This window comes from Pseudomonas sp. GB2N2, assembly GCF_054897705.1.
The window spans coordinates 3959001-3981462 of record NZ_CM142701.1 but is presented as its reverse complement, the minus strand read 5'-3'; the positions used below and the strand labels follow the sequence as shown (position 1 = coordinate 3981462).

Annotated in this window: 21 protein-coding genes and 1 pseudogene; 11 read left to right on the top strand and 11 right to left on the bottom strand. The window is 60.0% G+C overall.

Annotation, left to right across the window (positions count from 1 at the left end; all coding sequences use genetic code 11):
- Positions 1 to 29: 29 nt before the first annotated feature.
- Positions 30 to 2516 (top strand): circularly permuted type 2 ATP-grasp protein, encoded by a 2487-nt coding sequence (locus ACYZT4_RS18405; RefSeq protein WP_461982014.1) that lies wholly within the window; start codon positions 30 to 32, stop codon positions 2514 to 2516.
- Positions 2516 to 3406 (top strand): transglutaminase family protein, encoded by an 891-nt coding sequence (locus tag ACYZT4_RS18400; protein ID WP_461982012.1) that lies wholly within the window; start codon positions 2516 to 2518, stop codon positions 3404 to 3406. Before ACYZT4_RS18405 ends, ACYZT4_RS18400 begins: the two co-directional genes overlap by 1 nt.
- Positions 3407 to 3559: 153 nt before the next feature.
- Here ACYZT4_RS18400 and ACYZT4_RS18395 read toward each other — a convergent pair whose 3' ends face one another.
- Positions 3560 to 3751, bottom strand: coding sequence for a hypothetical protein (locus tag ACYZT4_RS18395; protein WP_461982010.1), 192 nt, complete (start codon positions 3749 to 3751; stop codon positions 3560 to 3562).
- A 68-nt stretch (positions 3752 to 3819) separates the two neighbouring features.
- Positions 3820 to 3983, bottom strand: a pseudogene (locus ACYZT4_RS18390) (TIGR00730 family Rossman fold protein); the annotation flags it as partial.
- Positions 3984 to 4132: 149 nt separating this feature from the next.
- Between ACYZT4_RS18390 and azu the strand changes: the two are divergent.
- Positions 4133 to 4579, top strand: a complete 447-nt coding sequence (gene azu / locus ACYZT4_RS18385; RefSeq protein WP_461982008.1) for an azurin — start codon at positions 4133 to 4135, stop codon at positions 4577 to 4579.
- Positions 4580 to 4766: 187 nt separating this feature from the next.
- On the opposite strand, the gene nadE is transcribed toward azu, so the two are convergent.
- The 3 genes from nadE to ACYZT4_RS18370 all read right to left on the bottom strand — a co-directional run bounded on the left by nadE (position 4767) and on the right by ACYZT4_RS18370 (position 7838).
- Positions 4767 to 5594, bottom strand: a complete 828-nt coding sequence (gene nadE, locus ACYZT4_RS18380) for an ammonia-dependent NAD(+) synthetase (protein ID WP_461982006.1) — start codon at positions 5592 to 5594, stop codon at positions 4767 to 4769.
- A 4-nt stretch (positions 5595 to 5598) separates the two neighbouring features.
- Complete coding sequence (gene pncB / locus ACYZT4_RS18375; RefSeq protein WP_461982002.1) at positions 5599 to 6825, bottom strand: nicotinate phosphoribosyltransferase; 1227 nt, start codon at positions 6823 to 6825, stop codon at positions 5599 to 5601.
- Positions 6826 to 6926: 101 nt separating this feature from the next.
- Positions 6927 to 7838, bottom strand: coding sequence for a LysR family transcriptional regulator (locus ACYZT4_RS18370; RefSeq protein WP_461982000.1), 912 nt, complete (start codon positions 7836 to 7838; stop codon positions 6927 to 6929).
- Positions 7839 to 8012: 174 nt separating this feature from the next.
- Here ACYZT4_RS18370 and amaB point away from each other — a divergent pair, with 174 nt between their 5' ends.
- From amaB to ACYZT4_RS18330, 8 genes are all read left to right on the top strand, one after another.
- A complete protein-coding gene (gene amaB, locus ACYZT4_RS18365; protein ID WP_461981998.1) occupies positions 8013 to 9503 on the top strand; it encodes an L-piperidine-6-carboxylate dehydrogenase in 1491 nt (496 codons plus the stop codon).
- Positions 9504 to 9592: 89 nt separating this feature from the next.
- Positions 9593 to 10876, top strand: a complete 1284-nt coding sequence (amaA, locus tag ACYZT4_RS18360; RefSeq protein WP_461981996.1) for an L-pipecolate oxidase — start codon at positions 9593 to 9595, stop codon at positions 10874 to 10876.
- A gap of 363 nt (positions 10877 to 11239) precedes the next feature.
- Entirely contained in the window at positions 11240 to 12373 is a 1134-nt protein-coding gene (locus tag ACYZT4_RS18355; protein ID WP_461981994.1) for an ABC transporter substrate-binding protein, read from the top strand.
- Positions 12374 to 12541: 168 nt separating this feature from the next.
- Entirely contained in the window at positions 12542 to 13456 is a 915-nt protein-coding gene (locus tag ACYZT4_RS18350; protein WP_461981992.1) for an ABC transporter permease subunit, read from the top strand.
- Positions 13457 to 13459: 3 nt separating this feature from the next.
- Positions 13460 to 14743 carry a high-affinity branched-chain amino acid ABC transporter permease LivM gene (gene livM / locus ACYZT4_RS18345; protein ID WP_461981990.1) on the top strand — a complete coding sequence of 428 codons (1284 nt, stop codon included), beginning with the start codon at positions 13460 to 13462 and terminating at the stop codon, positions 14741 to 14743.
- Positions 14740 to 15612, top strand: coding sequence for an ATP-binding cassette domain-containing protein (locus ACYZT4_RS18340; protein ID WP_461981988.1), 873 nt, complete (start codon positions 14740 to 14742; stop codon positions 15610 to 15612). Before livM ends, ACYZT4_RS18340 begins: the two co-directional genes overlap by 4 nt.
- Positions 15609 to 16328 (top strand): ABC transporter ATP-binding protein, encoded by a 720-nt coding sequence (locus tag ACYZT4_RS18335; protein ID WP_461981986.1) that lies wholly within the window; start codon positions 15609 to 15611, stop codon positions 16326 to 16328. Before ACYZT4_RS18340 ends, ACYZT4_RS18335 begins: the two co-directional genes overlap by 4 nt.
- 752 nt (positions 16329 to 17080) lie before the next feature.
- Positions 17081 to 17845 (top strand): SDR family oxidoreductase, encoded by a 765-nt coding sequence (locus tag ACYZT4_RS18330; RefSeq protein ID WP_461981984.1) that lies wholly within the window; start codon positions 17081 to 17083, stop codon positions 17843 to 17845.
- A gap of 118 nt (positions 17846 to 17963) precedes the next feature.
- Here ACYZT4_RS18330 and ACYZT4_RS18325 read toward each other — a convergent pair whose 3' ends face one another.
- The 6 genes from ACYZT4_RS18325 to ACYZT4_RS18300 form a co-directional block, all read right to left on the bottom strand.
- Positions 17964 to 19091, bottom strand: coding sequence for an AGE family epimerase/isomerase (locus ACYZT4_RS18325; protein WP_461981982.1), 1128 nt, complete (start codon positions 19089 to 19091; stop codon positions 17964 to 17966).
- Positions 19092 to 19232: 141 nt separating this feature from the next.
- Entirely contained in the window at positions 19233 to 19805 is a 573-nt protein-coding gene (locus tag ACYZT4_RS18320; RefSeq protein ID WP_461981980.1) for a HupE/UreJ family protein, read from the bottom strand.
- A gap of 23 nt (positions 19806 to 19828) precedes the next feature.
- On the bottom strand, positions 19829 to 20443 hold the full coding sequence (ureG, locus tag ACYZT4_RS18315; protein ID WP_461981978.1) for an urease accessory protein UreG: 615 nt from the start codon (positions 20441 to 20443) through the stop codon (positions 19829 to 19831).
- Positions 20444 to 20466: 23 nt separating this feature from the next.
- Positions 20467 to 21141 carry an urease accessory protein UreF gene (locus ACYZT4_RS18310; RefSeq protein WP_461981976.1) on the bottom strand — a complete coding sequence of 225 codons (675 nt, stop codon included), beginning with the start codon at positions 21139 to 21141 and terminating at the stop codon, positions 20467 to 20469.
- A complete protein-coding gene (ureE, locus tag ACYZT4_RS18305; RefSeq protein WP_461981974.1) occupies positions 21138 to 21638 on the bottom strand; it encodes an urease accessory protein UreE in 501 nt (166 codons plus the stop codon). Before ureE ends, ACYZT4_RS18310 begins: the two co-directional genes overlap by 4 nt.
- Before the next feature lie 176 nt (positions 21639 to 21814).
- The gene (locus ACYZT4_RS18300) at positions 21815 to 22447 is read right to left on the bottom strand and encodes a TetR family transcriptional regulator (protein WP_461981973.1); all 633 of its coding nucleotides are present in this window, start codon (positions 22445 to 22447) and stop codon (positions 21815 to 21817) included.
- Positions 22448 to 22462: the final 15 nt, after the last annotated feature.

Genomic DNA, 22462 nt, shown 5'->3' with positions numbered 1-22462 from the left:
ACCGTTCTTTGCTGTCCGCCGAGCTTTCCATGCCTGACCTGCTAGACCGCTACCCGCTGACGGCGGGCACTTACCACGAACTGCTCGACAACGGCGGCGCCGTGCGTCCGCACTGGCGGCGCCTGTTCGACCAGCTGCAACGCAGCACGCCCGCGCAACTGCTGCAGCGTCAGGCACTGCTGACCCGGCAGATCCAGGAAAACGGCGTGACCTACAACGTCTACGCCGACCCCAAGGGAGCGGACCGGCCGTGGGAACTCGACCTGCTGCCGCATGTCATCGCGGCAGATGAGTGGGAGCAATTGTCGGCGGGGATTGCCCAGCGTGCGCGTTTGTTGAACGCGGTACTGGCTGACCTGTACGGCCCGCAACGCCTGATCGCGGAAGGCTTGCTGCCTGCCGAACTGGTCTTCGGTCACAACAACTTTCTCTGGCCCTGCCAGGGCATTGCGCCGCCCGACGGGGCTTTTCTGCATCTTTATGCCGTCGATCTGGCGCGCACGCCCGACGGGCGCTGGTGGGTCACGGCGGATCGCACACAGGCACCGTCCGGCGCCGGTTATGCCCTGGAAAACCGCACCATCGTGTCGCGGGCGTTTCCCGAGTTGTACCGCGATTTGAAAGTGCAGCATCTGGCCGGGTTCTTCCGCACGCTTCAGGAAACCCTGGCCCGGCAAGCGCCGAGCGATGATGAAGTGCCATTGGTGGTGCTGCTGACGCCGGGGCGCTTCAACGAGAGCTATTTCGAACACCTTTATCTGGCGCGACAGCTCGGTTACCCACTGGTGGAGGGCGGCGACCTCACGGTGCGCGACGCCACGGTCTACCTGAAAACCTTGAGCGGCTTGCGCCGCGTCCACGCGATCATGCGGCGGCTCGACGATGACTTCTGCGACCCGCTGGAACTTCGCACCGACTCGGCGCTCGGCGTGCCGGGGTTGCTTGAAGCCGTGCGGCAAGGGCGCGTGCTGGTGGCCAACGCGCTGGGCAGCGGTGTGCTGGAGTCGCCGGGGTTGCTGGGCTTTCTGCCGAGGATCAATCAATTCCTGTTCGGCGAAGAGCTGATCCTGCCTTCTATCGCCACGTGGTGGTGCGGCGAACCACCGGTGCTGGCCCAGGCACTGGAAAAACTCCCGGAGCTGCTGATCAAACCCGCGTTTCCGTCACAAAGCTTTGCCCCGGTGTTTGGCCGGGATTTGAGCGAAAAACAGCGCCAGACGCTCGCCGAGCGCATGCAGGCGCGGCCTTACGCCTATGTCGCGCAAGAACTTGCGCAATTGTCCCACGCCCCGATCTGGCAGGCCGAAGACGGTCGGTTGCAGCCCCGGGCCATCGGCATGCGCGTGTATGCGGTGGCGAGTCGGGACGGCTATCGGGTGCTGCCCGGCGGTTTGACCCGTGTAGCTGCCGATGCCGACGCCGAAGTGGTGTCGATGCAACGTGGCGGCGCGAGCAAGGACACCTGGGTGCTGGGGGAACGCGCCCCGAGCGGCGAACAATGGAAAGCCCAGCGCAATATTGGCGTGCATGATCTGGTGCGACTCGATCCGTATCTGCCGTCACGGGTCGTGGAAAACCTGTTCTGGTTCGGCCGTTACTGTGAGCGTTGCGATGACAGCGCGCGGTTGCTGCGGATCATGCTGACGCGTTATGTCGATGGCGACGACCCGCAAGCCCTGGAGGCGGCGGTCGACCTGGGCGAACGGCTGATGTTGTTGCCCGATGAAGGTGAATTGCCGGAACGACTGCTGGCGGCGTTGCTCGGCGATGACTGGCCGTTCAGCCTGCGTTCCAACCTGCAGCGTTTGCAGTGGGCCGCGTCACAGGTGCGCGGCAAGCTCTCGCGGGAAAACTGGCAGGCGCTGGTGGAATTGCAACGCGAGGCCATCGAACTGGAAACCGAGGAACCGGATTTCGGCGAGTTGCTGGATTTTCTCAACCGTCTGGTGATGTCGCTGGCGGCGCTGTCCGGTTTCGCCCTCGACGACATGACCCGGGACGAAGGTTGGCGCTTCCTGATGATTGGCCGGCGTATCGAACGCCTGCAGTTTCTCAGCGGCAGCCTGGCGGCGTTTCTGCGTGGCAGTGGCGCATTCGATCAGGCCGGACTGGAGTGGCTGCTGGAGCTGGGCAACAGCAGCATCACCTACCGCTCGCGGTATCTGGCGGTGGCGCAATTGCTCCCGGTCCTCGACCTGCTGCTACTCGACGAGCAGAACCCCCACGCCGTGGTGTTCCAGCTGAAACTGGTGACCCGCACCCTCAAACGCTTGAACGATGACTTTGGCGTACCGCGTGAATCCTGCCTGCCGTTATTGGTGGAGCGCTTGGCGCGCTTCGACCTGGGATGTCTGGAGAATTCGCTGTTCGGTGAAACCAGCGTGCGCGCGGCCGTTGATGGTCTGGCCAATCTGCTGCAAGAGATTGCGGATGCCAGCGGGCAAGTGTCGGATCGTTTGGCGTTGCGCCATTTCGCCCATGTCGATGATGTCAGCCAGCGCACGGTGTCCGTTTGATGAGCGCCCATTACCAGATTTTCCACGACACCCATTATCACTACGACAGTCCGGTGTCGCTGGCTCAGCAGCTTGCGCATCTGTGGCCACGGCCCTGTGCCTGGCAGCGCTGCACCGCTCGGCAATTGCAGATCAGTCCTGAACCGACAACACGCCGGGACGAGCTGGATGTGTTCGGTAATCCGCTGACCCGGCTGGCCTTCGAGCGGCCACACGATGAATTGTTGGTCAACGCCAGCCTCACGGTCGAAGTGCTGCCCCGGCCAACGCTGGATTTTAATCAGTCACCGGCATGGGAAGACACCCGCAACGCGCTGACCTACAGCAGTCAGCCGCTGTCGCCCGAGGTGATGGAAGCCTGCCGTTACCGGTTCGAATCGCCCTATGTGCACCTCAAGCGCAATTTCGTCGAATTTTCGGAAAGCTGCTTTCCGGTGGGTCGACCGCTGTTGCTGGGTGTCCAGGCGTTGATGGAGAAGATTTTCAGCGAGTTCACCTTTGATGCCGAAGCCACTCAAGTGGCGACGCCTCTGGTGGAAGTGCTGGAACGTCGACGGGGTGTCTGCCAGGACTTCGCGCACCTGATGCTCGCGTGCGTGCGTTCCCGCGGGTTGGCGGCGCGTTACATCAGTGGATACCTGCTGACTCAGCCGCCACCGGGCCAGCCACGACTGATCGGTGCCGACGCCTCGCACGCCTGGGTTTCGGTGTTTTGCCCGGTGTCGGGCTGGGTGGATTTCGATCCGACCAACAATGTGCAACCGGCACTCGAACACATCACCCTGGCCTGGGGCCGGGATTTTTCCGATGTTTCGCCGTTGCGGGGGGTGATTCTGGGGGGCGGTAATCACGACCCGGAAGTCAGCGTCACCGTGATGCCATTGGATTAACGAAGACCCCTGTAGGAGCGAGTTTGCTCGCGATGGACATCCACGATGGCGCGTCCTGTCTGGAAAAACGCGCTGTCTTCGATATCTTCGCGAGCAAGCTCGCTCCTACACACAGATCCGGTGGGCCTGATCAGATCATCGGGCCCTGAGGTCTCAGGCGTCGGGCGCCTGATCTTTCGGTGTTTCAATATCACTTTCTGCGGCCACTTCACCCTCTGTTTCCGGGTTCAGTGCAGCGGCTTCTTCTTCAGCTGTAGCTTTCTTGCGCTGAAGCTTTTCCTCTTTCTTCTGCTCCTTGGCCAAGTCTCTCTGACGTTTGGCGAAGGAATAATTAGGTTTAGCCATGGGCGATCCTCTTGGGTCGAAGGTGAGGTTGAGCGGCGCATATTCTGCCCTGTATCGGTGCCAAGCCGTTAGCTGGGTTTTTGCTCGGTCCATTTTGACAGTACCGAGGTTACCAGGCGTCCAGTGCATCGAGCAGGGTTTGCGGCGATTCGCTCACTTGCAGCATGTCACGGTGTTCTTCGCGAACGAAGCTTTGGCCGACGATATGATCAAGAAAACCAGTCAGGCGCGCAACGCTCCAAGGTCTAAACTTCGCGCTGGGACGTTTTGACAGCTCTAAAGTTGTATACAGTTTTTGACTCAAGTCATAGGAACTTGCGAAGTTTTCAGGCAGTCTTCTGTCCATTCGCACTTTTGATAACCCTGCCTTGGAGATTCACCATGTTTGCCAAACTTGTTGCGGTATCCCTGTTGACACTGGCCAGCAGCCAACTGATGGCTGCCGAGTGCAAGACGACCATCGACTCCACTGATCAAATGTCCTTCAACACCAAGGCCATTGAAATCGACAAAAGCTGCAAGACCTTCACCGTTGAACTGACCCACTCCGGCAGCCTGCCGAAAAACGTCATGGGCCATAACTGGGTTCTGAGCAAAGAAGCCGACATGCAGCCGATCGCCACCGATGGCCTGGGTGCCGGGATTGATAAGAACTACCTGAAAGAAGGTGATGCGCGCATCATCGCTCACACCAAAATCATCGGCGCCAAGGAAACCGACTCGGTGACCTTCGATGTGTCGAAGCTGGATGCGGCTGAGAAATACGGCTTTTTCTGCTCGTTCCCGGGCCACATCTCGATGATGAAAGGTACGGTTACGCTGAAATAAGCGAATCGGCCTCATAAAAAAGCGTCCTGCGAGGGACGCTTTTTTTGTGCCTGGCGAAAGACCGAGTCATCGTTCAACGCCAGCAAGCAGGCTCCTACAGGTTTTGTGTCGGACTCCGGAAATGGGCACGACGCAATCCCTGGGAGCGGGCTTGCCCGCGATGGCGTCGGGACAGGCGCCGACATTCTCACGGTGCAAACGGCATCTCGCGCTTGTGATGCGTCTTGCGGTACGTATCACAAATAATCCTGAACGCTTCCTCCCGTACCGGCTGGCCATGCAGGAACGCGTCGATCTCGGCGTAAGTCACGCCGTGGGACGCTTCGTCCGGTTTGCCCGGCGACAGATCCTCAAGGTCTGCCGTCGGGATTTTTTCCACCAGCGACTCCGGCGCGCCGAAACTGCGGGCGATGGCGCGGACCTGGTTTTTCACCAAACCGCTCAATGGCGCCAGGTCGCAGGCACCGTCACCGAACTTGGTGAAGAAACCCATCACCGCTTCCGCCGCATGATCGGTGCCGATCACCAGACCATGGGCCGCGCCGGCGATGGTGTACTGGGCGACCATGCGCATCCGCGCCTTGGTGTTGCCGAGGACGAAATCCACCGACACTGCGTGCTTGCCTTCAAAGGCCGCCACTTCATTGGCCAGCGACTTCACCGCCGGGCCGATGTTCACGGTGTGGCGCTCGTCCGGTTTGATGAAGTCCACCGAGGCCTGGGCATCGTGTTCATCAAACTGGGTTTCGTACGGCAGGCGTACCGCGATGAATTTGTAGTTGTCATCACCGCTGCGCGTGCGCAGTTCGCGCATGGCACGCTGGGCCAAAAGGCCGGCGGTCAGTGAGTCGACACCGCCGCTGATGCCGAGCACCAGGGTCTTGAGCCCGGAATTGACCAGGCAATCCTGGATGAAGCTGATGCGCCGGGCGACTTCAGCCTCGAGGGCGCCCTTGTTCGCGAATGGCGGTTGAACCTTGAGCTGCTCGGCAATCTCACGCTGTACGGCTTGCATGAATTCACTCCTTGCTTGGTGTACTGGAAAGGGCGGCAGGTACTTTGAACACGTGTCGCAAGTACGCGACGAAATTCGGGTCTGTGCAGTGCGTCTTGCCGGGCTCGTCGGAGATCTTCGCCACCGGTTGGCCGTTGCAGGCAGTCATTTTAAGCACGATGCTCATCGGTTCAACACCTGGAATATCGCAGGTCAGGTTGGTGCCGATGCCGAAGCTGACATTGATCCGACCGCGCAACGCGCGAAATATTTCCAGCGACTTGGGCAGCGTCAGGCTGTCGGAGAACACCAGGGTCTTGCTCATCGGGTCGATGCCCAACTGGTGGTAGCGGGCGATGGCCTTTTCCGCCCAGATCACCGGGTCCCCGGAATCATGGCGCAGGCCGTCGAAGAGCTTGGCGAAGTACAGGTCGAAATCGTTGAGGAAGGCATCGGTGGTGATGCAATCGGTCAGGGCGATCCCGAGCAGGCCGCGGTATTCGCGTACCCAGCAATCGAGGGCGGCAATCTGGCTGTCGATCAGTCGCGGGCCCAGTTGCTGGTGGGCCATGATCCATTCATGAGCCATGGTGCCCAGCGGTTTCATGTCCAGTTCTCGGGACAAATGCACATTGCTGGTGCCGACGAAACGTCCGGGGAAGTCGTGCTTGAGCACGCTCACCACTTCTTCCTGCACGCGGTAGGAAAAGCGCCGACGAGTGCCGAAATCCGCTACCTGCAATTCGGACAATTCGTCGCTGCCGGCGTTGGCGGTCAGCCAGTCGAACTTGCGGTAAAGCTGCTCACGGGCCTGTTCCAGCACGATGTCCCGGTAGCGATAGCGGTTGCGCACTTCGCTGACAATCGACAACAACGGCACTTCGAACAGGATCACATGCAACCACGGCCCGCGCAGGCGGATGAAGAGTTCGCCGTTTTCAATGCCGGTGTGGACGTAGCGCAGGTTGAAACGGAATAACCCGAGGAAACGCAGGAAATCCGGCTTCATGAAGCTGATGCGCTCCATGAAACTCAACTGGTCGGCGCTCAGGCTCAACTCGGCCAAGCGTTCGATCTGAAAGCGTATCTCTGCCAGATAAGGGCGCAGGTCTTCACTGTTGCGGCAACGAAACTCCCATTCGACTTCGACGTTCGGGTAGTTGTGCAGCACCGCCTGCATCATCGTCAGTTTGTAGAAGTCGGTGTCGAGCAGGTTCTGCACGATGCGATCGGCAAACACACTCTCGCTCATAACGGGGTTCTCCACTTTGAATACGGACAGTGGCGCATATCGGTGCCGGGTATTGCCAGTGATTTTTGCGTTGAAGGCGATACGGGGAATTGTGTGAGCTCTCACACTCTCGGTATGTCGGGACTATCGATCTGCTCCAGCATCCACTTCACAAAGTCCCGCACCTTGGGCACTTCCGCCGAATGTTCGGGGTACGCGAGGTAGTAGGCGTCGGAACTGGGCATTGCATGCTGCCAGGGAATGACCAGTTTGCCGTCGGCTAATTCCTCCTCCACCAGAAACCGTGGCAACAGCGCTACACCGCAGCCAACCTGCGCGGCGCGGATGCACATGTAAAAGGTTTCGAATCGCGGGCCGTGGTAGCTGTGTTCGGTGTGGTACCCCTGACTGTCGAACCAGTCGTGCCAGGCCTGCGGCCGGGAAGCGTTTTGCAGCAACACCAGGTCGGCGAGTTGGGTGGGGTCGGTGAACGGTGTGTCCGGCAGGCTGCCCGGTGCACACACGGGCACCAACTCCTCGCCGAACAGCTTCAGGCATTCCGTCCGAGGACGTGAGCCCTGGCCGAAATAGAACGCCAGATCGCTGCGACCTTGCAGCAGATCATCGGCCTCCTGCTCGCTGCACAGGTCCAGGTGAATCGACGGATGGCGCAGGCGCCAGCCCTTCAAGCGCGGTACCAGCCAGCGGGCGCCGAAGGTCGGCGGTGTCGAGACACGCAGGACTTCGGTTTCGCCGCCGTAGGAACGCAGGTAATGGGTCGACATCTCGACTTGCGTAAGGATTTTTCGTACCTCGACCAGGTACAAATCCCCGGCCGGGGTCATTTGCAAACGTCGGCGCACCCGGCGGAACAGCAGGTGCTGCAACAATTCTTCGAGTTGCGCGACCTGTTTGCTGACCGCGCTCTGGGTCAGGTTCAACTCCTCGGCGGCCCGTGTGAAGCTCAAATGCCGGGTCACAGCTTCGAAACACTGCAGCGCGGTGATCGAAGGCAGGTAACGTTTATTCAGCATGGGTTGTCCTTTTTCGTGTTTCTTTCTGACCAGCAATTCGCAGCATGAATAAACGGAATGATATCTCTCTTAAAGGTCGTTTGTTGGGTAACCTCCGGCGAGCTAAAACTACAGGTCTGATCAGCCGTGGCTTTCCGGCTGCACGTTTTCTGTTTTTCGCTTGAGGAGTGACCCATGGTTGCCGCATTGCTTGATCGTCTTGGTGTGAACCCGGCCCTGTACCAGAACGGCAAAGTGCCGGTGCATTCGCCGATCGATGGCAGCCAGATTGCCGCTGTGAACTGGGAAGGCGCCGCTGAAGTCGAGCAGCACATCAGTCGCGCAGATCATGCGTTCGAATTGTGGCGCAAGGTTCCGGCCCCGCGCCGTGGCGAGCTGGTGCGGCAACTGGGCGACATCCTGCGCGAATACAAGGCCGACCTCGGCGAGCTGGTGTCCTGGGAAGCCGGCAAGATCACTCAGGAAGGCCTGGGTGAAGTTCAGGAAATGATCGACATCTGCGACTTCGCCGTCGGTCTGTCCCGTCAACTGTACGGCTTGACCATCGCCTCCGAGCGTCCTGGCCACCACATGCGCGAAACCTGGCACCCGCTGGGCATCGTCGGCGTGATCAGCGCGTTCAACTTCCCGGTCGCGGTCTGGGCCTGGAACACCACGCTGGCGCTGGTCTGTGGTAACCCGGTGATCTGGAAACCGTCAGAGAAAACCCCGCTGACCGCGCTGGCCTGCCAGGCGCTATTCGATCGTGTGCTGAAAAACTTCAGTGATGCGCCGCCGCACCTCAGCCAAGTGATCATCGGCGGCCGCGATGCCGGCGAAGCATTGGTCGATGACCCGCGTGTCGCGTTGATCAGCGCCACCGGTAGCACGCGCATGGGCCGCGAAGTGGCGCCGAAAATCGCCGCACGTTTTGCCCGCAGCATTTTGGAGCTGGGCGGCAACAACGCCATGATCCTCGGCCCAAGCGCCGACCTCGACATGGCCGTTCGCGCGATCCTGTTCAGCGCCGTCGGCACTGCCGGCCAGCGTTGCACCACCCTGCGTCGCCTGATCGCCCATGAATCGGTGAAAGAGGAAATCGTCACCCGCCTGAAAGCCGCGTACTCGAAAGTGCGTATCGGCAATCCGCTGGAAGGCAACCTGATCGGCCCGCTGATCGACAAGCACAGCTTCGACAACATGCAGGACGCGCTGGAGCAAGCCCTGAGCGAAGGCGGTCGCGTGTTTGGCGGCAAGCGTCAACTGGAAGACAAATACCCGAACGCCTACTACGTTTCGCCCGCCATCGTTGAAATGCCGGAGCAGAGCGACGTGGTCCGCGACGAGACCTTCGCCCCGATCCTCTACGTGGTCGGTTATAAGGACTTCGCCGAAGCCCTGCACCTGAACAACTCGGTGCCACAAGGCCTGTCCTCGTGCATCTTCACCACCGACGTGCGTGAAGCCGAGCAGTTCATGTCGGCGGTCGGCAGTGATTGCGGCATCGCCAACGTCAACATCGGCCCGAGCGGCGCGGAAATCGGCGGCGCGTTTGGTGGCGAGAAAGAAACCGGTGGTGGTCGTGAATCGGGCTCCGACGCATGGCGCGGCTACATGCGCCGCCAGACCAACACCGTGAACTATTCGCTGGAGTTGCCGTTGGCGCAGGGGATTACGTTCGATTAAGCAGCGCCAAGTTGCAAGCTACAAGCTTCAAGCAAACTGGCTTGCAGCTTGTAGCTTAAAGCTTGCAGCTGCTCCGACAGGAGCTTGCAATGCCGTTACGCGAAGAGTGTCTGTGGGAAAAACTGACGCCGCAAAGGCCCGATAACCCGGCGCTCAAAGGCGACGTCAAAGTCGATGTCTGCGTCATTGGCGCCGGTTTCACCGGTCTGTCAGCAGCGGTGCATTTGCTCGAACAAGGTAAAACGGTAGCCGTGCTGGAGGCGCATCGCGCCGGCCATGGCGGTTCGGGGCGTAACGTTGGGCTGGTCAATGCCGGCCTGTGGATTCCACCGGACGATATCGAGGCCGGGTTCGGCGAAGCGGTGGGCAGTCAGCTCAACCGCATGCTCGGGGCGGCGCCCTCGCTGGTGTTCAGCCTGGTGGACAAATACACCATCGATTGCCAGTTGCGCCGCGAAGGCACGCTGCACATGGCGCACAACGCCCGTGGCGAAGCGGACTTGCGCAGTCGTGAAGCACAATGGAAGCGTCGCGGTGCACCGGTCGAACTGCTGACCGGCCAGGCCTGCGAACAGGCCACCGGCACCAAAAAAATCGCCGCCGCGCTGCTCGATCGGCGTGCTGGCACGATCAACCCGATGGCTTACACGACGGGGCTGGCCAACGCGGCCATCGGCCTCGGCGGTCAGCTGTTCGATCATTCGCCCGTGACCCGACTCGAGCGTCAGGGCCAGCGCTGGTCAGTGCAGACCGCACAAGGGTCGGTGTTCGCCGAGCAAGTGGTCATCGCCTCCAACGCTTACACCGAAGGAGACTGGACCGAACTGCGGCGCAACTTTTTCCCCGGTTACTACTATCAAGTGGCCTCAGTCCCGCTGACGGAAGACGCTGCGCAGCAAATCCTCCCCGGTGGCCAGGGTTCCTGGGACACCCGTCAGGTCTTGAGCAGCATTCGTCGGGATAAAGACGGGCGTCTGTTGCTTGGCAGTCTCGGTAATGGCAACCAGAAACCGGCCTGGTTCCTCAAGGCTTGGGCCGATCGGGTTCAGCAACACTATTTTCCGTACCTCAAACCGGTGGAATGGGAATGCACCTGGACCGGTTGCATTGCTTTTACCCCGGATCACTTGATGCGCCTGTTTGAACCGGCGCCCGGTTTAGTGGCAGTCACCGGTTACAACGGCCGGGGTGTGACCACGGGGACGGTGGTCGGCAAAGCCTTTGCCGATTATTTGTGTAACGGAAATCCTCAGGCGCTGCCGATTCCCTTCGCGCCCATGCAACCGCTGGCGGGTGTGGGTCTGCGCAGTTGTCTGTACGAGGCCGGGTTTTCGCTGTATCACGCAGGCCAGTGCCTGCGGATCGTGATTTGATTGTGGAAATTTGTTGCTGGAAGCGGCGCTTTTCGGCGCAGCGACTAGCCTGTAAAAGGTGCGGGTTGTAGCAGTACCGCACCAGCAGTGTGCACTTCGGTGACGCACGTTGTTACAGGCTGGTTGCACGTCGTTTGGCGCCGCGGTTGCAATGATGGCGCACGCGGGTTGCGCCTTTTAAAATAAATGGTTTCACCTCCCGCGGTTTAGACGGTTGCACGCCCAATGAAAATGGGATCGAAACAGTCGAAATAACAATAAAGCAGCGACTTTTTTCAGAATAAAAAACCGATGGCACGGCGCTTGCTCTGAGCATTCAGGAAGTCGCAGTGCCAACTAAAAAAAACCTTGGAGCACCACCTCATGTCCCAGACGTTTTACAAGAAAGGCTTTCTGGCCCTCGCAGTCGCAACTGCGTTGGGTGTTTCTGCGTTTGCACAAGCTGATGTGAAAATCGGTGTGGCAGGTCCAATGACTGGCGCCAACGCAGCATTTGGTGAGCAGTACATGAAGGGTGCGCAGGCAGCAGCCGATGCGATCAACGCGTCGGGCGGCGTAAACGGGGAAAAAATCGTACTGGTCAAGGGCGATGACGCCTGCGAACCGAAACAGGCTGTGACGGTCGCCAAGGACCTGACCAACCAGAAAGTTGCTGGCGTCGTCGGTCACTTCTGCTCCTCGTCGACCATTCCGGCTTCCGAGATCTACGACGAAGCAGGCATCATTGCAATCACTCCGGGTTCTACCAACCCACAGGTCACCGAACGCGGCCTGAGCGCGATGTTCCGTATGTGCGGTCGTGACGACCAGCAAGGCATCGTTGCCGGCGATTACATCGTCGACGTGCTCAAAGGCAAGAAAGTGGCGGTCATCCACGACAAGGACACCTACGGCCAAGGCCTGGCAGATGCCACCAAGGCTCAGTTGATCAAGCGCGGCGTGACCCCGGTGATCTATGAAGGTCTGACCCGTGGCGAAAAAGACTTCAGCGCCCTGGTCACCAAAATCCGCGCTGCCGGCGCCGACGTCGTTTACTTCGGCGGTCTGCACCCAGAGGCAGGTCCACTGGTTAAACAACTGCGTACCGAAGGCCTGAAAGACGTGAAATTCATGTCCGATGACGGCATCGTGACCGACGAACTGGTGACCACCGCTGGCGGCCCGCAATACGTCGACGGCGTGCTCATGACCTTCGGCGCCGACCCACGCCTGCTGCCAGACAGCAAGACCGTGGTAGACGCGTTCCGCAAAGCCGGCACCGAGCCTGAAGGCTACACCCTGTACGCCTACGCTTCGGTTCAGACCCTCGCTGCAGCCTTCAATGGCGCCAAGTCCAACAAGGGCGAAGAGGCGGCTGCATGGTTGAAGAAAAACACCGTCAAAACCGTGATGGGCGACAAGAACTGGGACACCAAAGGCGACCTGAAAGTCTCCGACTACGTGGTTTACCAGTGGGACAAGGATGGCAAATACCACCAGTTGGAAAAACAGAAGTGACATGAGCTGATGTGCCCGGCGCCCTGTGCGCCGGGCAATCAGAGAACATGTCCGTGCAGTACCTGTCTTTTCTCGTAGAGCTGCACACAAGCGTGTTGCGCGGGTGGCTGAACCCCGGTCCGTCGCACCCGGCTTCTGTGCAGTCTCTCAAATGCGTGAGATTGCGTTATGGATGGTATTTTCCTGCAGCAACTGGTCAACGGCCTGACCCTCGGGTCGGTCTATGGCCTGATCGCCATCGGCTACACAATGGTCTATGGCATCATTGGCATGATCAACTTCGCCCACGGCGAGGTTTACATGATTTCCGCTTACCTCGCGGCAATCAGTCTGGCTCTGCTGGCATACTTCGGTATTGAATCCTTCCCTCTGCTGATGCTCGGCACTCTGATCTTCACCATCATCGTCACGGCGGTCTATGGGTGGGTCATCGAGCGTGTTGCCTACAAACCCCTGCGTAACTCCACCCGACTGGCACCGCTGATCAGCGCCATCGGTATTTCCCTGATCCTGCAAAACTATGCACAGATCGCACAGGGCGCTCGCCAACAAGGCGTACCGACCCTGCTCACCGGTGCGTGGCGCGTTGACATAGGCACTGGCTTCGTTCAGCTGACCTACACAAAGGTGTTCATTCTGGTTGCCGCATTCGCCGGTATGGGCTTGCTGACCTACGTCATCAAGTACACCAAACTCGGCCGCATGTGCCGCGCGACCCAGCAAGACCGCAAGATGGCCTCGATCCTGGGGATCAACACCGACCGCGTGATTTCCTACGTGTTCATCATCGGTGCAGCGATGGCGGCCCTGGCCGGCGTGCTGATCACCATGAACTACGGCACGTTCGACTTCTACGCAGGCTTCGTCATCGGCATCAAGGCGTTCACCGCAGCGGTACTCGGCGGGATCGGCTCGCTGCCTGGCGCGATGCTCGGCGGGATCATTCTCGGCATTTCCGAGTCGCTGTTCTCGGGTCTGGTCAACTCGGACTACAAAGACGTTTTCAGCTTCTCGCTGCTCGTTCTCGTTCTGGTCTTTCGGCCCCAAGGCCTGCTCGGCCGTCCTCTTGTGTCGAAGGTGTAAGCGATGTCTTCAACCACTAAAAAAACCATTGATCTCAAAAGAAGCCTGGTTGACGCGATTCTTGCCGGTCTGGTCGCCCTGATTGTGTTCGGCCCGATTGTCGGCGTGGTCCTGGATGGCTACGGCTTCAACCTGCAACCGACCCGTGTGGCGTGGATTGTCGCCATCGTCATGGCTGGCCGCTTTGCCCTGAGCCTGTTCCTGCAAACGCCCAAGGGTTTGAAGATCCTTGAAGGCTTTGAAAGCACCGGCTCCGGGGTTCATGTACTGCCACCGGATTACAAAACCCGTTTGCGCTGGATCATCCCGCTGGTAATTGTCGTCGCCGTGGTCTTCCCGTTTTTCTCCAACTCCTACCTGCTGGGCGTGGTCATCCTCGGTTTGATCTACGTGCTGCTGGGCCTTGGGTTGAACATCGTGGTCGGCCTGGCGGGCCTGCTCGACCTCGGTTACGTGGCGTTCTACGCCATCGGCGCCTATGGCCTGGCGCTCGGTTATCAATACCTCGGGCTGGGTTTCTGGACCGTACTGCCACTGGCGGCGATTACGGCTGGGCTGGCGGGTTGCATCCTCGGTTTCCCGGTGTTGCGTCTGCACGGTGACTACCTGGCGATCGTGACGCTGGGCTTCGGCGAAATCATCCGCTTGATCCTCAACAACTGGCTGTCGCTGACCGGTGGGCCCAACGGCATGCCGGCGCCGCTGCCGACGTTCTTCGGCCTCGAGTTCGGCAAAAGGGCGAAGGATGGGGGTATTCCGTTCCATGAGTTTTTCGGCATCGCCTACAACCCCGACGTGAAGTATTACTTCATCTATGCGGTGTTGTTCCTCGTGGTGCTGGCCGTGCTCTACATCAAACATCGTCTGGTCAAGATGCCGGTCGGCCGCGCCTGGGAAGCCTTGCGCGAGGATGAAATTGCCTGCCGTTCCATGGGCCTGAACCACGTGCTGGTCAAGCTTTCGGCGTTCACCATTGGTGCTTCGACAGCGGGTCTGGCCGGAGTGTTCTTCGCCACGTACCAGGGGTTCGTCAACCCGACCTCGTTTACCTTTTTTGAATCGGCCCTGATCCTCGCCATCGTCGTGCTCGGCGGCATGGGCTCGACCATCGGCGTGGTCATCGCAGCCTTCGTGCTGACGGTGGCCCCGGAACTGCTGCGTGGCTTCGCGGAATACCGCGTGCTGCTGTTCGGCATCCTGATGGTGTTGATGATGATCTGGCGACCGCGGGGCCTGATTCGTATCAGCCGTACCGGTGTGACCCCGCGTAAAGGAGTAGCGCCATGAGCGAAGTCGTACTCTCGGTCGAGAAGCTGATGATGCACTTCGGCGGCATCAAGGCGCTCAGCGATGTGAGCCTGAAGGTGCATCGCAACTCGATTTTCGCCCTGATCGGCCCTAACGGTGCCGGCAAGACCACTGTTTTCAACTGCCTGACCGGTTTCTACAAAGCCTCCGGCGGCAAGATCGAACTCAATGTGCGCGGCGAGCAGACCAACGTCATCAAGCTGCTGGGCGAATCGTTCAAACCGACCGATTTTGTCTCGCCAGCTTCTTTCGCCAGTCGGCTGTATTACAAGATGTTCGGTGGCACTCACCTGGTGAACCGAGCCGGACTGGCGCGCACGTTCCAGAACATTCGCCTGTTCAAGGAAATGTCGGTGCTGGAAAACCTGCTGGTGGCCCAACACATGTGGGTCAACCGCAACATGCTGGCCGGCATCCTGAACACCAAGGGCTACCGCAAGGCTGAAAGCGATGCGCTGGACCACGCCTTCTACTGGCTGGAAGTGGTCGACCTGGTGGACTGCGCCAACCGTCTGGCCGGTGAACTGTCCTACGGCCAGCAACGCCGTCTGGAAATCGCCCGGGCCATGTGCACCCGGCCGCAGATCATCTGCCTCGACGAACCGGCCGCCGGCCTCAACCCTCAGGAAACCGAAGCGCTGAGCGCGATGATTCGGCTGCTGCGCGACGAGCACGATCTGACCGTGGTGCTGATCGAACACGACATGGGCATGGTGATGAGCATTTCCGACCACATCGTGGTGCTGGACCACGGCATTGTCATCGCCGAGGGTGGCCCCGAGGCGATACGCAACGACCCGAAAGTGATTGCGGCCTACCTGGGCGCCGATGAAGAGGAACTCGTATGACTAACGGGCCCATCCTCGAACTCAAGGACCTGGACGTGTTCTACGGGCCGATCCAGGCCCTGAAAAAAGTCTCGCTGCACATCAACGAAGGTGAAACCGTCAGCCTGATCGGCTCCAACGGCGCGGGCAAGTCGACGCTGTTGATGTCGATCTTCGGTCAACCGCGTGCGGCAAACGGTCAGATCCTCTATCAGGGCGTGGACATCACCCACAAGTCGTCGCACTACATCGCGTCCAACGGCATCGCCCAGTCGCCGGAAGGCCGGCGCGTGTTCCCCGACATGACCGTCGAGGAAAACCTGCTGATGGGCACCATCCCGATCGGTGACAAGTACGCCAAGGAAGATATGCAGCGCATGTTCACGCTGTTTCCACGGCTTGAGGAGCGCCGCACTCAGCGGGCCATGACCATGTCCGGAGGCGAGCAGCAAATGCTCGCCATCGCCCGTGCGCTGATGAGCCGGCCGAAACTGCTGTTGCTCGATGAACCGAGCCTGGGGCTGGCGCCGATCGTGGTGAAACAGATCTTCGCGACCCTGCGGGAACTGGCCAAGACCGGCATGACGATCTTTCTGGTCGAGCAGAACGCCAACCACGCGCTGAAGTTGTCGGATCGGGCGTATGTGATGGTCAACGGCGAGATCCGCCTGACGGGTACCGGCAAGGAACTACTGGTGAACGAGGAAGTGCGTAACGCTTATCTCGGCGGGCACTGAGTTCGTCGCTGAAAAAAAGCCCCGACGAGCAATCGCCGGGGCTTTTTTATCTTTGCGATTCGCCATAAACCCTGTGGGAACGTTGTTTTTTGAAATTGTGGAAAACAAATTCACCAAGCTCTCAATCCGCGACATAAAGCCGCTGCAAATAGTTGTTTTGTCACGCTTTTGACTTGTCCCCGTTTGCTGTGGAACTGGCTGTGAATAACGTGGGAGTAGCTGGCTGTAAGCCTTCAACGACGTGGCTTGCAGAGATGTGGTTATTCTTTGATCAGTGGTTTTCCAGGGCCGAAGCTCAGCATTGTCAATCTTTTTATTGACGGCGAAATTACTCTAAACCACAGCGGTGCAGCCTGTGGATAAGTCTGTGGTTAAACTCTGGAAAGACTCGGATGAGGGCCGTGGTTGCTGGCTTGGCGCCATCGCTCATGGCTCAGGCCAATCGTGCAAAATGCCATGGGCTACACGGCGGGCACTTCAGGGTCAAGCAAAAAACTTTGTAAATCCGCCGCAAAGCCTTGTGCTCAGCGGCTTGCAGCTTTTTGACTTGCCCCCGGAAACTGTGGACCGGCCTGTGGATAACGTGCGCGTACATGGCTGCAAGCCACAAGGGCTATGGCTTCGCTGGTGCTGATCGTTTTTCGTACAGGTTTCGCAGAGTTGTAGTGGTTGCCGCTGTCCCCAAGGCCGGGCATGCTGCCTGCTGATTTCTATTCCAATGGCTGATCATCAGCCGAAGCAAGGAGAACACGATGTCCAACACCCTGTTTATTACCGGCGCGACGTCCGGTTTCGGCGAAGCCTGTGCCCGTCGTTTTGCCGAGGCTGGCTGGAAACTGGTGCTGACAGGCCGTCGTGAAGAGCGCCTCAGTGCCTTGTGCGCCGAGTTGTCGAAACAGACCGAGGTCCATGGCCTGGTACTTGACGTGCGTGACCGCAAGGCCATGGAGGAGGCGATTGCCAATCTGCCGCCGTCCTTCGCCAAGCTACGCGGGCTGATCAACAACGCCGGCCTGGCGCTCGGCGTGGACCCTGCGCCGAAGTGCGACCTCGATGACTGGGACACCATGGTCGACACCAACATCAAGGGCCTGATGTACAGCACTCGTCTGCTGTTGCCGCGCCTGATCGCCCACGGTCGTGGCGCCGGCATCGTCAACCTCGGTTCCATCGCCGGCAACTACCCGTACCCGGGCAGCCACGTGTATGGCGCGAGCAAGGCGTTCGTCAAACAGTTCTCCCTGAACCTGCGCTGCGACTTGCAAGGCACGGGCGTGCGCGTCAGCAACATCGAGCCAGGCCTGTGCGAGAGCGAGTTCTCGCTGGTGCGTTTTGCGGGTGATCAGGATCGCTACAACGCGACCTACGCCGGTGCCGAGCCGATCCAGCCGCAGGACATCGCCGACACCATTTTCTGGGTGCTTAATGCCCCGGCGCACATCAACATCAACAGTCTGGAGTTGATGCCGGTGAGCCAGACCTGGGCAGGTTTTTCGATTGAGCGTAACAAGGCCTGAGACCGCGTAACGGCCTTCGCGGGCAAGCCACGCTCCCACAGGATCTGTGTCGTTCGCCGGAAATGACACGGCACAAATCCTGTGGGAGCGTGGCTTGCCCGCGATAGCGGTGTGTCAGTCAGCGAAGATACTCGACCAACCCGCGATAGCAGGTCGCCAAGTGATAAGGCGTGGTCGACGGCATGTCCTGACGGCTCACTGCACCGTGCTCATCCCGACATTCATACCAGCCGCGTGCATGCAGCGAATGCCGCTGCAGCGCCTGCAACTGGCGAAATACTTCGGTATCGCTGTGGGGCCGCAAGGTCAATGCACGCAGATACTCGGCCTGAGCCCAAATACGTTGCGTACCGTCCTTCGAATCCCCGTCCAGAGTGAGCATCGCCCGCACTGCTCCGGTCGACTGATCAACGCCTGCCTGCTCGGTGAACTTAAAGGCGCGCTCCAGAGAGGCGTGCAACGACGAACCGCGCAACAGAGGCGAAGATTCCAGCAGGAAATACCACTCGAACTGATGCCCCGGCTCGAACCAGTTATCCACAGCCCCGAGCGGTTTTTCCATCAGCACATCGTGCTGCGGATCGATAAAGCGCTTCTGCATGGCTGCGCATAACGCGACCAGCGAATCCCGCACGGCAATGTCATCGCGCACCGACAGCGTAGCGAGGAACGCTTCGGCCAGGTGCATCAACGGGTTTTGCAGTGGCCCGGAATTTAGTGACGACCAATCACGCCCGAGGCTGGCTTCGTACAGGCCGTCGCCCGTGGCGAAACGCTGCGCAACCACTTCCAGTACGGCATTGAGCACCGAATCCACCAGCGGCTCGCGAACCTTGTCCCAATAATGAGCACAGGCGAACAGGATGAAGGCGTGGGTGTAGAGATCCTTGCGCTGATCAAGCGGAGCACCCTGAGGATCGATGCTGTAGAACCAGCCTCCGTGCTCGGCGTCATGGAAATGTTGCTGCAGCGAACGGAACAGCGCCGCCGCACGCACTTCGGCGCCAGGCACTTGGCCGATCAGGCTGGAAAACAGATACAACTGCCGCGCGCAGGCCATTGCTCGATAACGCTGGGGCGGCAATGGTTGATGCCCGGCGTCCAGCGCCTCATAAGGCAGCGCCAGCTCGGCATTCCAGCCGGGGCCTTGCCAAAGGGGCACGATAACGTCCTGGAAATGCTGCTGCACCGAAGCAAACAGAGCGGTCAATTCAGGCTGGGAAGTGGAGCGGGGGGCATGCGGCATTGGCTGGCGTCGTCACGGCAGGGTTGATTGCGCGACATGTTATCAGGCCTGAGAGGTGTGGTGTCCTTCAGGTCCCCTTCGCGGGCAAGCCCGCTCCCACAATGGATCGCCCGCGAAGGGGTCATCACTAGCAATGCAAAATCAAACCGCCAACAACCAGACCCCAGTCGCCGCCGAAGCCGCGCCCGCCAGGCGCACCAACGGCGCCGCGGCCTGCGGCAATACGCTCACCACTGCGTAACCTGCCGCATGCAACACCGCTGTGGCGGCCATAAAGCCGGCGGCATACGCCCACGGATTCGACATGTCCGGCAACTCCAGCCCATGCGCCACTCCATGGAACAGCGCAAACAGCGCCGTCGCACCCACCGCCACGCTCAACGGCGGACGCACCGCCAGCGCTACCGCCAGACCCAACGCCAGCACCGACGCCGCAATCCCGCCTTCCAGCGCCGGCAAGTTCAAGCCTTCAAAACCGAGCAATCCACCGATCAGCAGGGTGCCAACGAACGTGCACGGCAGCGCCCAGCGTGCTGCGCCTTTTTGCTGCGCCGCCCACAAACCGACGGCAATCATCGCCAGCAAATGATCGAGGCCGCCCATTGGGTGGCTGATGCCGGCAAGCCAACCATTATCGACGTGGCCGGGGTGGGCGAAGGCGATGGCCGGGGTCAGTAGCAGGGCCATGGCGCCCAGGATGCGTTTAAGTGTCATGGATAAGCTTCCTTGTTGATAAGTCAGGCTGCGGTCAGCAGGCCCTGGCGTTCGATGAAAGCGATGATTGCTTCCAGGCCGAGGCCGGTTTTCTGGTTGCTGAAGACGAACGGCTTGCCGTTGCGCATGCGTTGGGTGTCGCTGTCCATCATCTCCAGCGACGCGCCCACCAGCGGTGCGAGGTCGACCTTATTGATCACCAGCAAATCGGATTTGCAGATTCCCGGCCCGCCCTTGCGCGGCAGCTTGTCGCCCGCCGAAACGTCGATCACATAGATCGTCAGGTCGGACAGTTCCGGGCTGAAGGTGGCCGAAAGGTTGTCGCCACCGGATTCCACCAGAATCAGGTCCAGCCCCGGAAAGCGGCGGTTCAACTGGTCGACGGCTTCGAGGTTGATCGACGCGTCTTCGCGGATCGCGGTATGCGGGCACCCGCCGGTTTCCACGCCGATGATGCGCTCCGGCGCCAGGGCTTCGTTGCGTACCAGGAAATCGGCGTCTTCGCGGGTGTAGATGTCGTTGGTGACGACGGCCAGGTTGTAGCGGTCGCGCAAGGCCAGGCACAACGCCAGAGTCAAAGCGGTTTTACCGGAACCGACCGGGCCGCCGATGCCGACGCGCAAAGGTTGAGCATTCATGTGATTCTCCAAAATAACCGGCCCTAGGAACGGAACAGACGGCTGTACTGGCGCTCGTGCGCCATGCAAGCCAGGGACAGGCCGAAAGCGGCGCTGCCAACGTGTTGGGGATTGATTCGGCTGGCGTTCTGCTGAGCTTCTTGCAACAGCGGCAGCAGTTGACTGGTCAGGCGCTGCGCCGCTTGTTGGCCCAGTGGCAGGGTTTTCATCAGCACCGCCAATTGGTTTTCCAGCCAGCTCCAGAGCCAGGCGGCCAGGGCATCCTGTGGGCTGATGCGCCATGCGCGGGCGGCCAGCGCCCAGCCCAGAGCCAGATGCGGTTCCGGCCTTTGTTCGAGAAAGGCGCGGGCGGGGGCGTCGAGTTCCGGCAAACCGTTGAGCAGTTGCTGCAAGGAGTAACCCATTTGCCGGCTCTCTTGATGCAACTCCCGGGTTTCGCGGCTGGCACGGTGTTCTTCGCAACGTTGCAGCAGTTCGCTCCAGTTTTCGTCGGCGGCGGCCACGCAATGGGTGAGCAGTAACGGCGCCTCGAAACGTGCCAGGTTCAGCAGCAATTGATCGCTGATCCAGCGGCGGGCGCTCTCGGCATCCGGCACTCGGCCGTTATCCACCGCCATTTCCAGGCCCTGGGAATAGCTGTAACCGCCAATCGGCAACTGCGGACTGGCGAGGCGCAGCAGCGCCCAGGCCGGGTTCATAGGCGCACGCCGAACTGATGCAGTTTCGGCGGATAGTTGAAGTCCTCGTCGCCCTGGCGTGAATGGTGATGACCGCCGCCATAGGCGCCATGCTCAGGCTGGAACGGCGCTTCGAGGTGTTCGACCTTGGCGTCCAGTTGTTCGAGCATCGCCTTGAGCACGTAATCGTCGAGCAGGCGCAGCCAGCCATCGCCGACCTGCAAAGCGACATGGCGATTGCCCAGGTGGTATGCCGCGCGAGTCAGTTCGAAGGCGTTGGCGCAGGTGACGTGTAACAGTTGCTCGGGCCGGGCGCAGACGCGGACGATGCGCCCGTCTTCAGCCTGCAGGCATTCGCCGTCATGCAGTGGCGGTTGGCCGCGCTCCAAAAACAACCCGACGTCTTCGCCCTCGGCACTGAAACAGCGCAAACGGCTTTTGCTCCGCGCTTCGAAGGTCAGGTGCAACTCGGCGGCCCAGAGGGGTTGAGGGTCGATTCTGCGATGAATCACCAGCATCGGAAGGCTTCCAGCAATGGACATTGCTGAGGCTAGAGCAAGGGGCTTGCCAATCGGGAAAAGTGTAGGAAATGCCTGTCGGAGCTTTGATGGTGGTTCAGGTTATTGCAGTGAATTGGTGCACGACTGGGGCAGGCGCACCAAATGACGGCGCCAGCCCTTGTAGGCGCTCGGTTTTACTCGGTACTGCCGAGGCCCTGCCAGTGTTTAAGGCCGATAAAGATAAAGCGCAGTTGCTGGGTGATTTTCGCTTGCGGCGTCAAATGCTCGGGCAGCGCCTCGACCGGTGGATCAATGATGTCGGGCAACGTCGCGAACACGCTTTTGACGATCAGATCGGCCATTACATTGAGGCCGGCGATGTCCAGGTGTTGCAGTTTCGGCATCAGCGACAGATCGGCCGCAAGGTCCGAGCTGATGTCCTCGCGCAAACGACCGATGGCGAGGCGCACTGGCAGCGAGCCACCGTATTGTTCGCGGGCGAGAAACAGGAACTGTGAACGATTGGCCGACACCACGTCGAGAAAGATCCGCACCGAGGCGTCGATGATGCCGCCCATGACAAATTCGTTGTGCCGCACCAGGCGGATGGTTGCGCGGAAGGTCTGACCGACTTCGCTGACCAGCACCAGGCCCAATTCATCCATATCGGCGAAATGCCGGTAGAAACCGGTGGGGACTATGCCGGCGGTTTTCGCGACCTCGCGCAGGCTCAGGCTGCCGAATCCACGGCCAGACTCCATCAAATGACGGGCAGCGTCCATCAGGGCGGTGCGGGTTTGTTGCTTCTGTTCGGCGCGGGGCAGCATCGCAAGAGTGTTTTC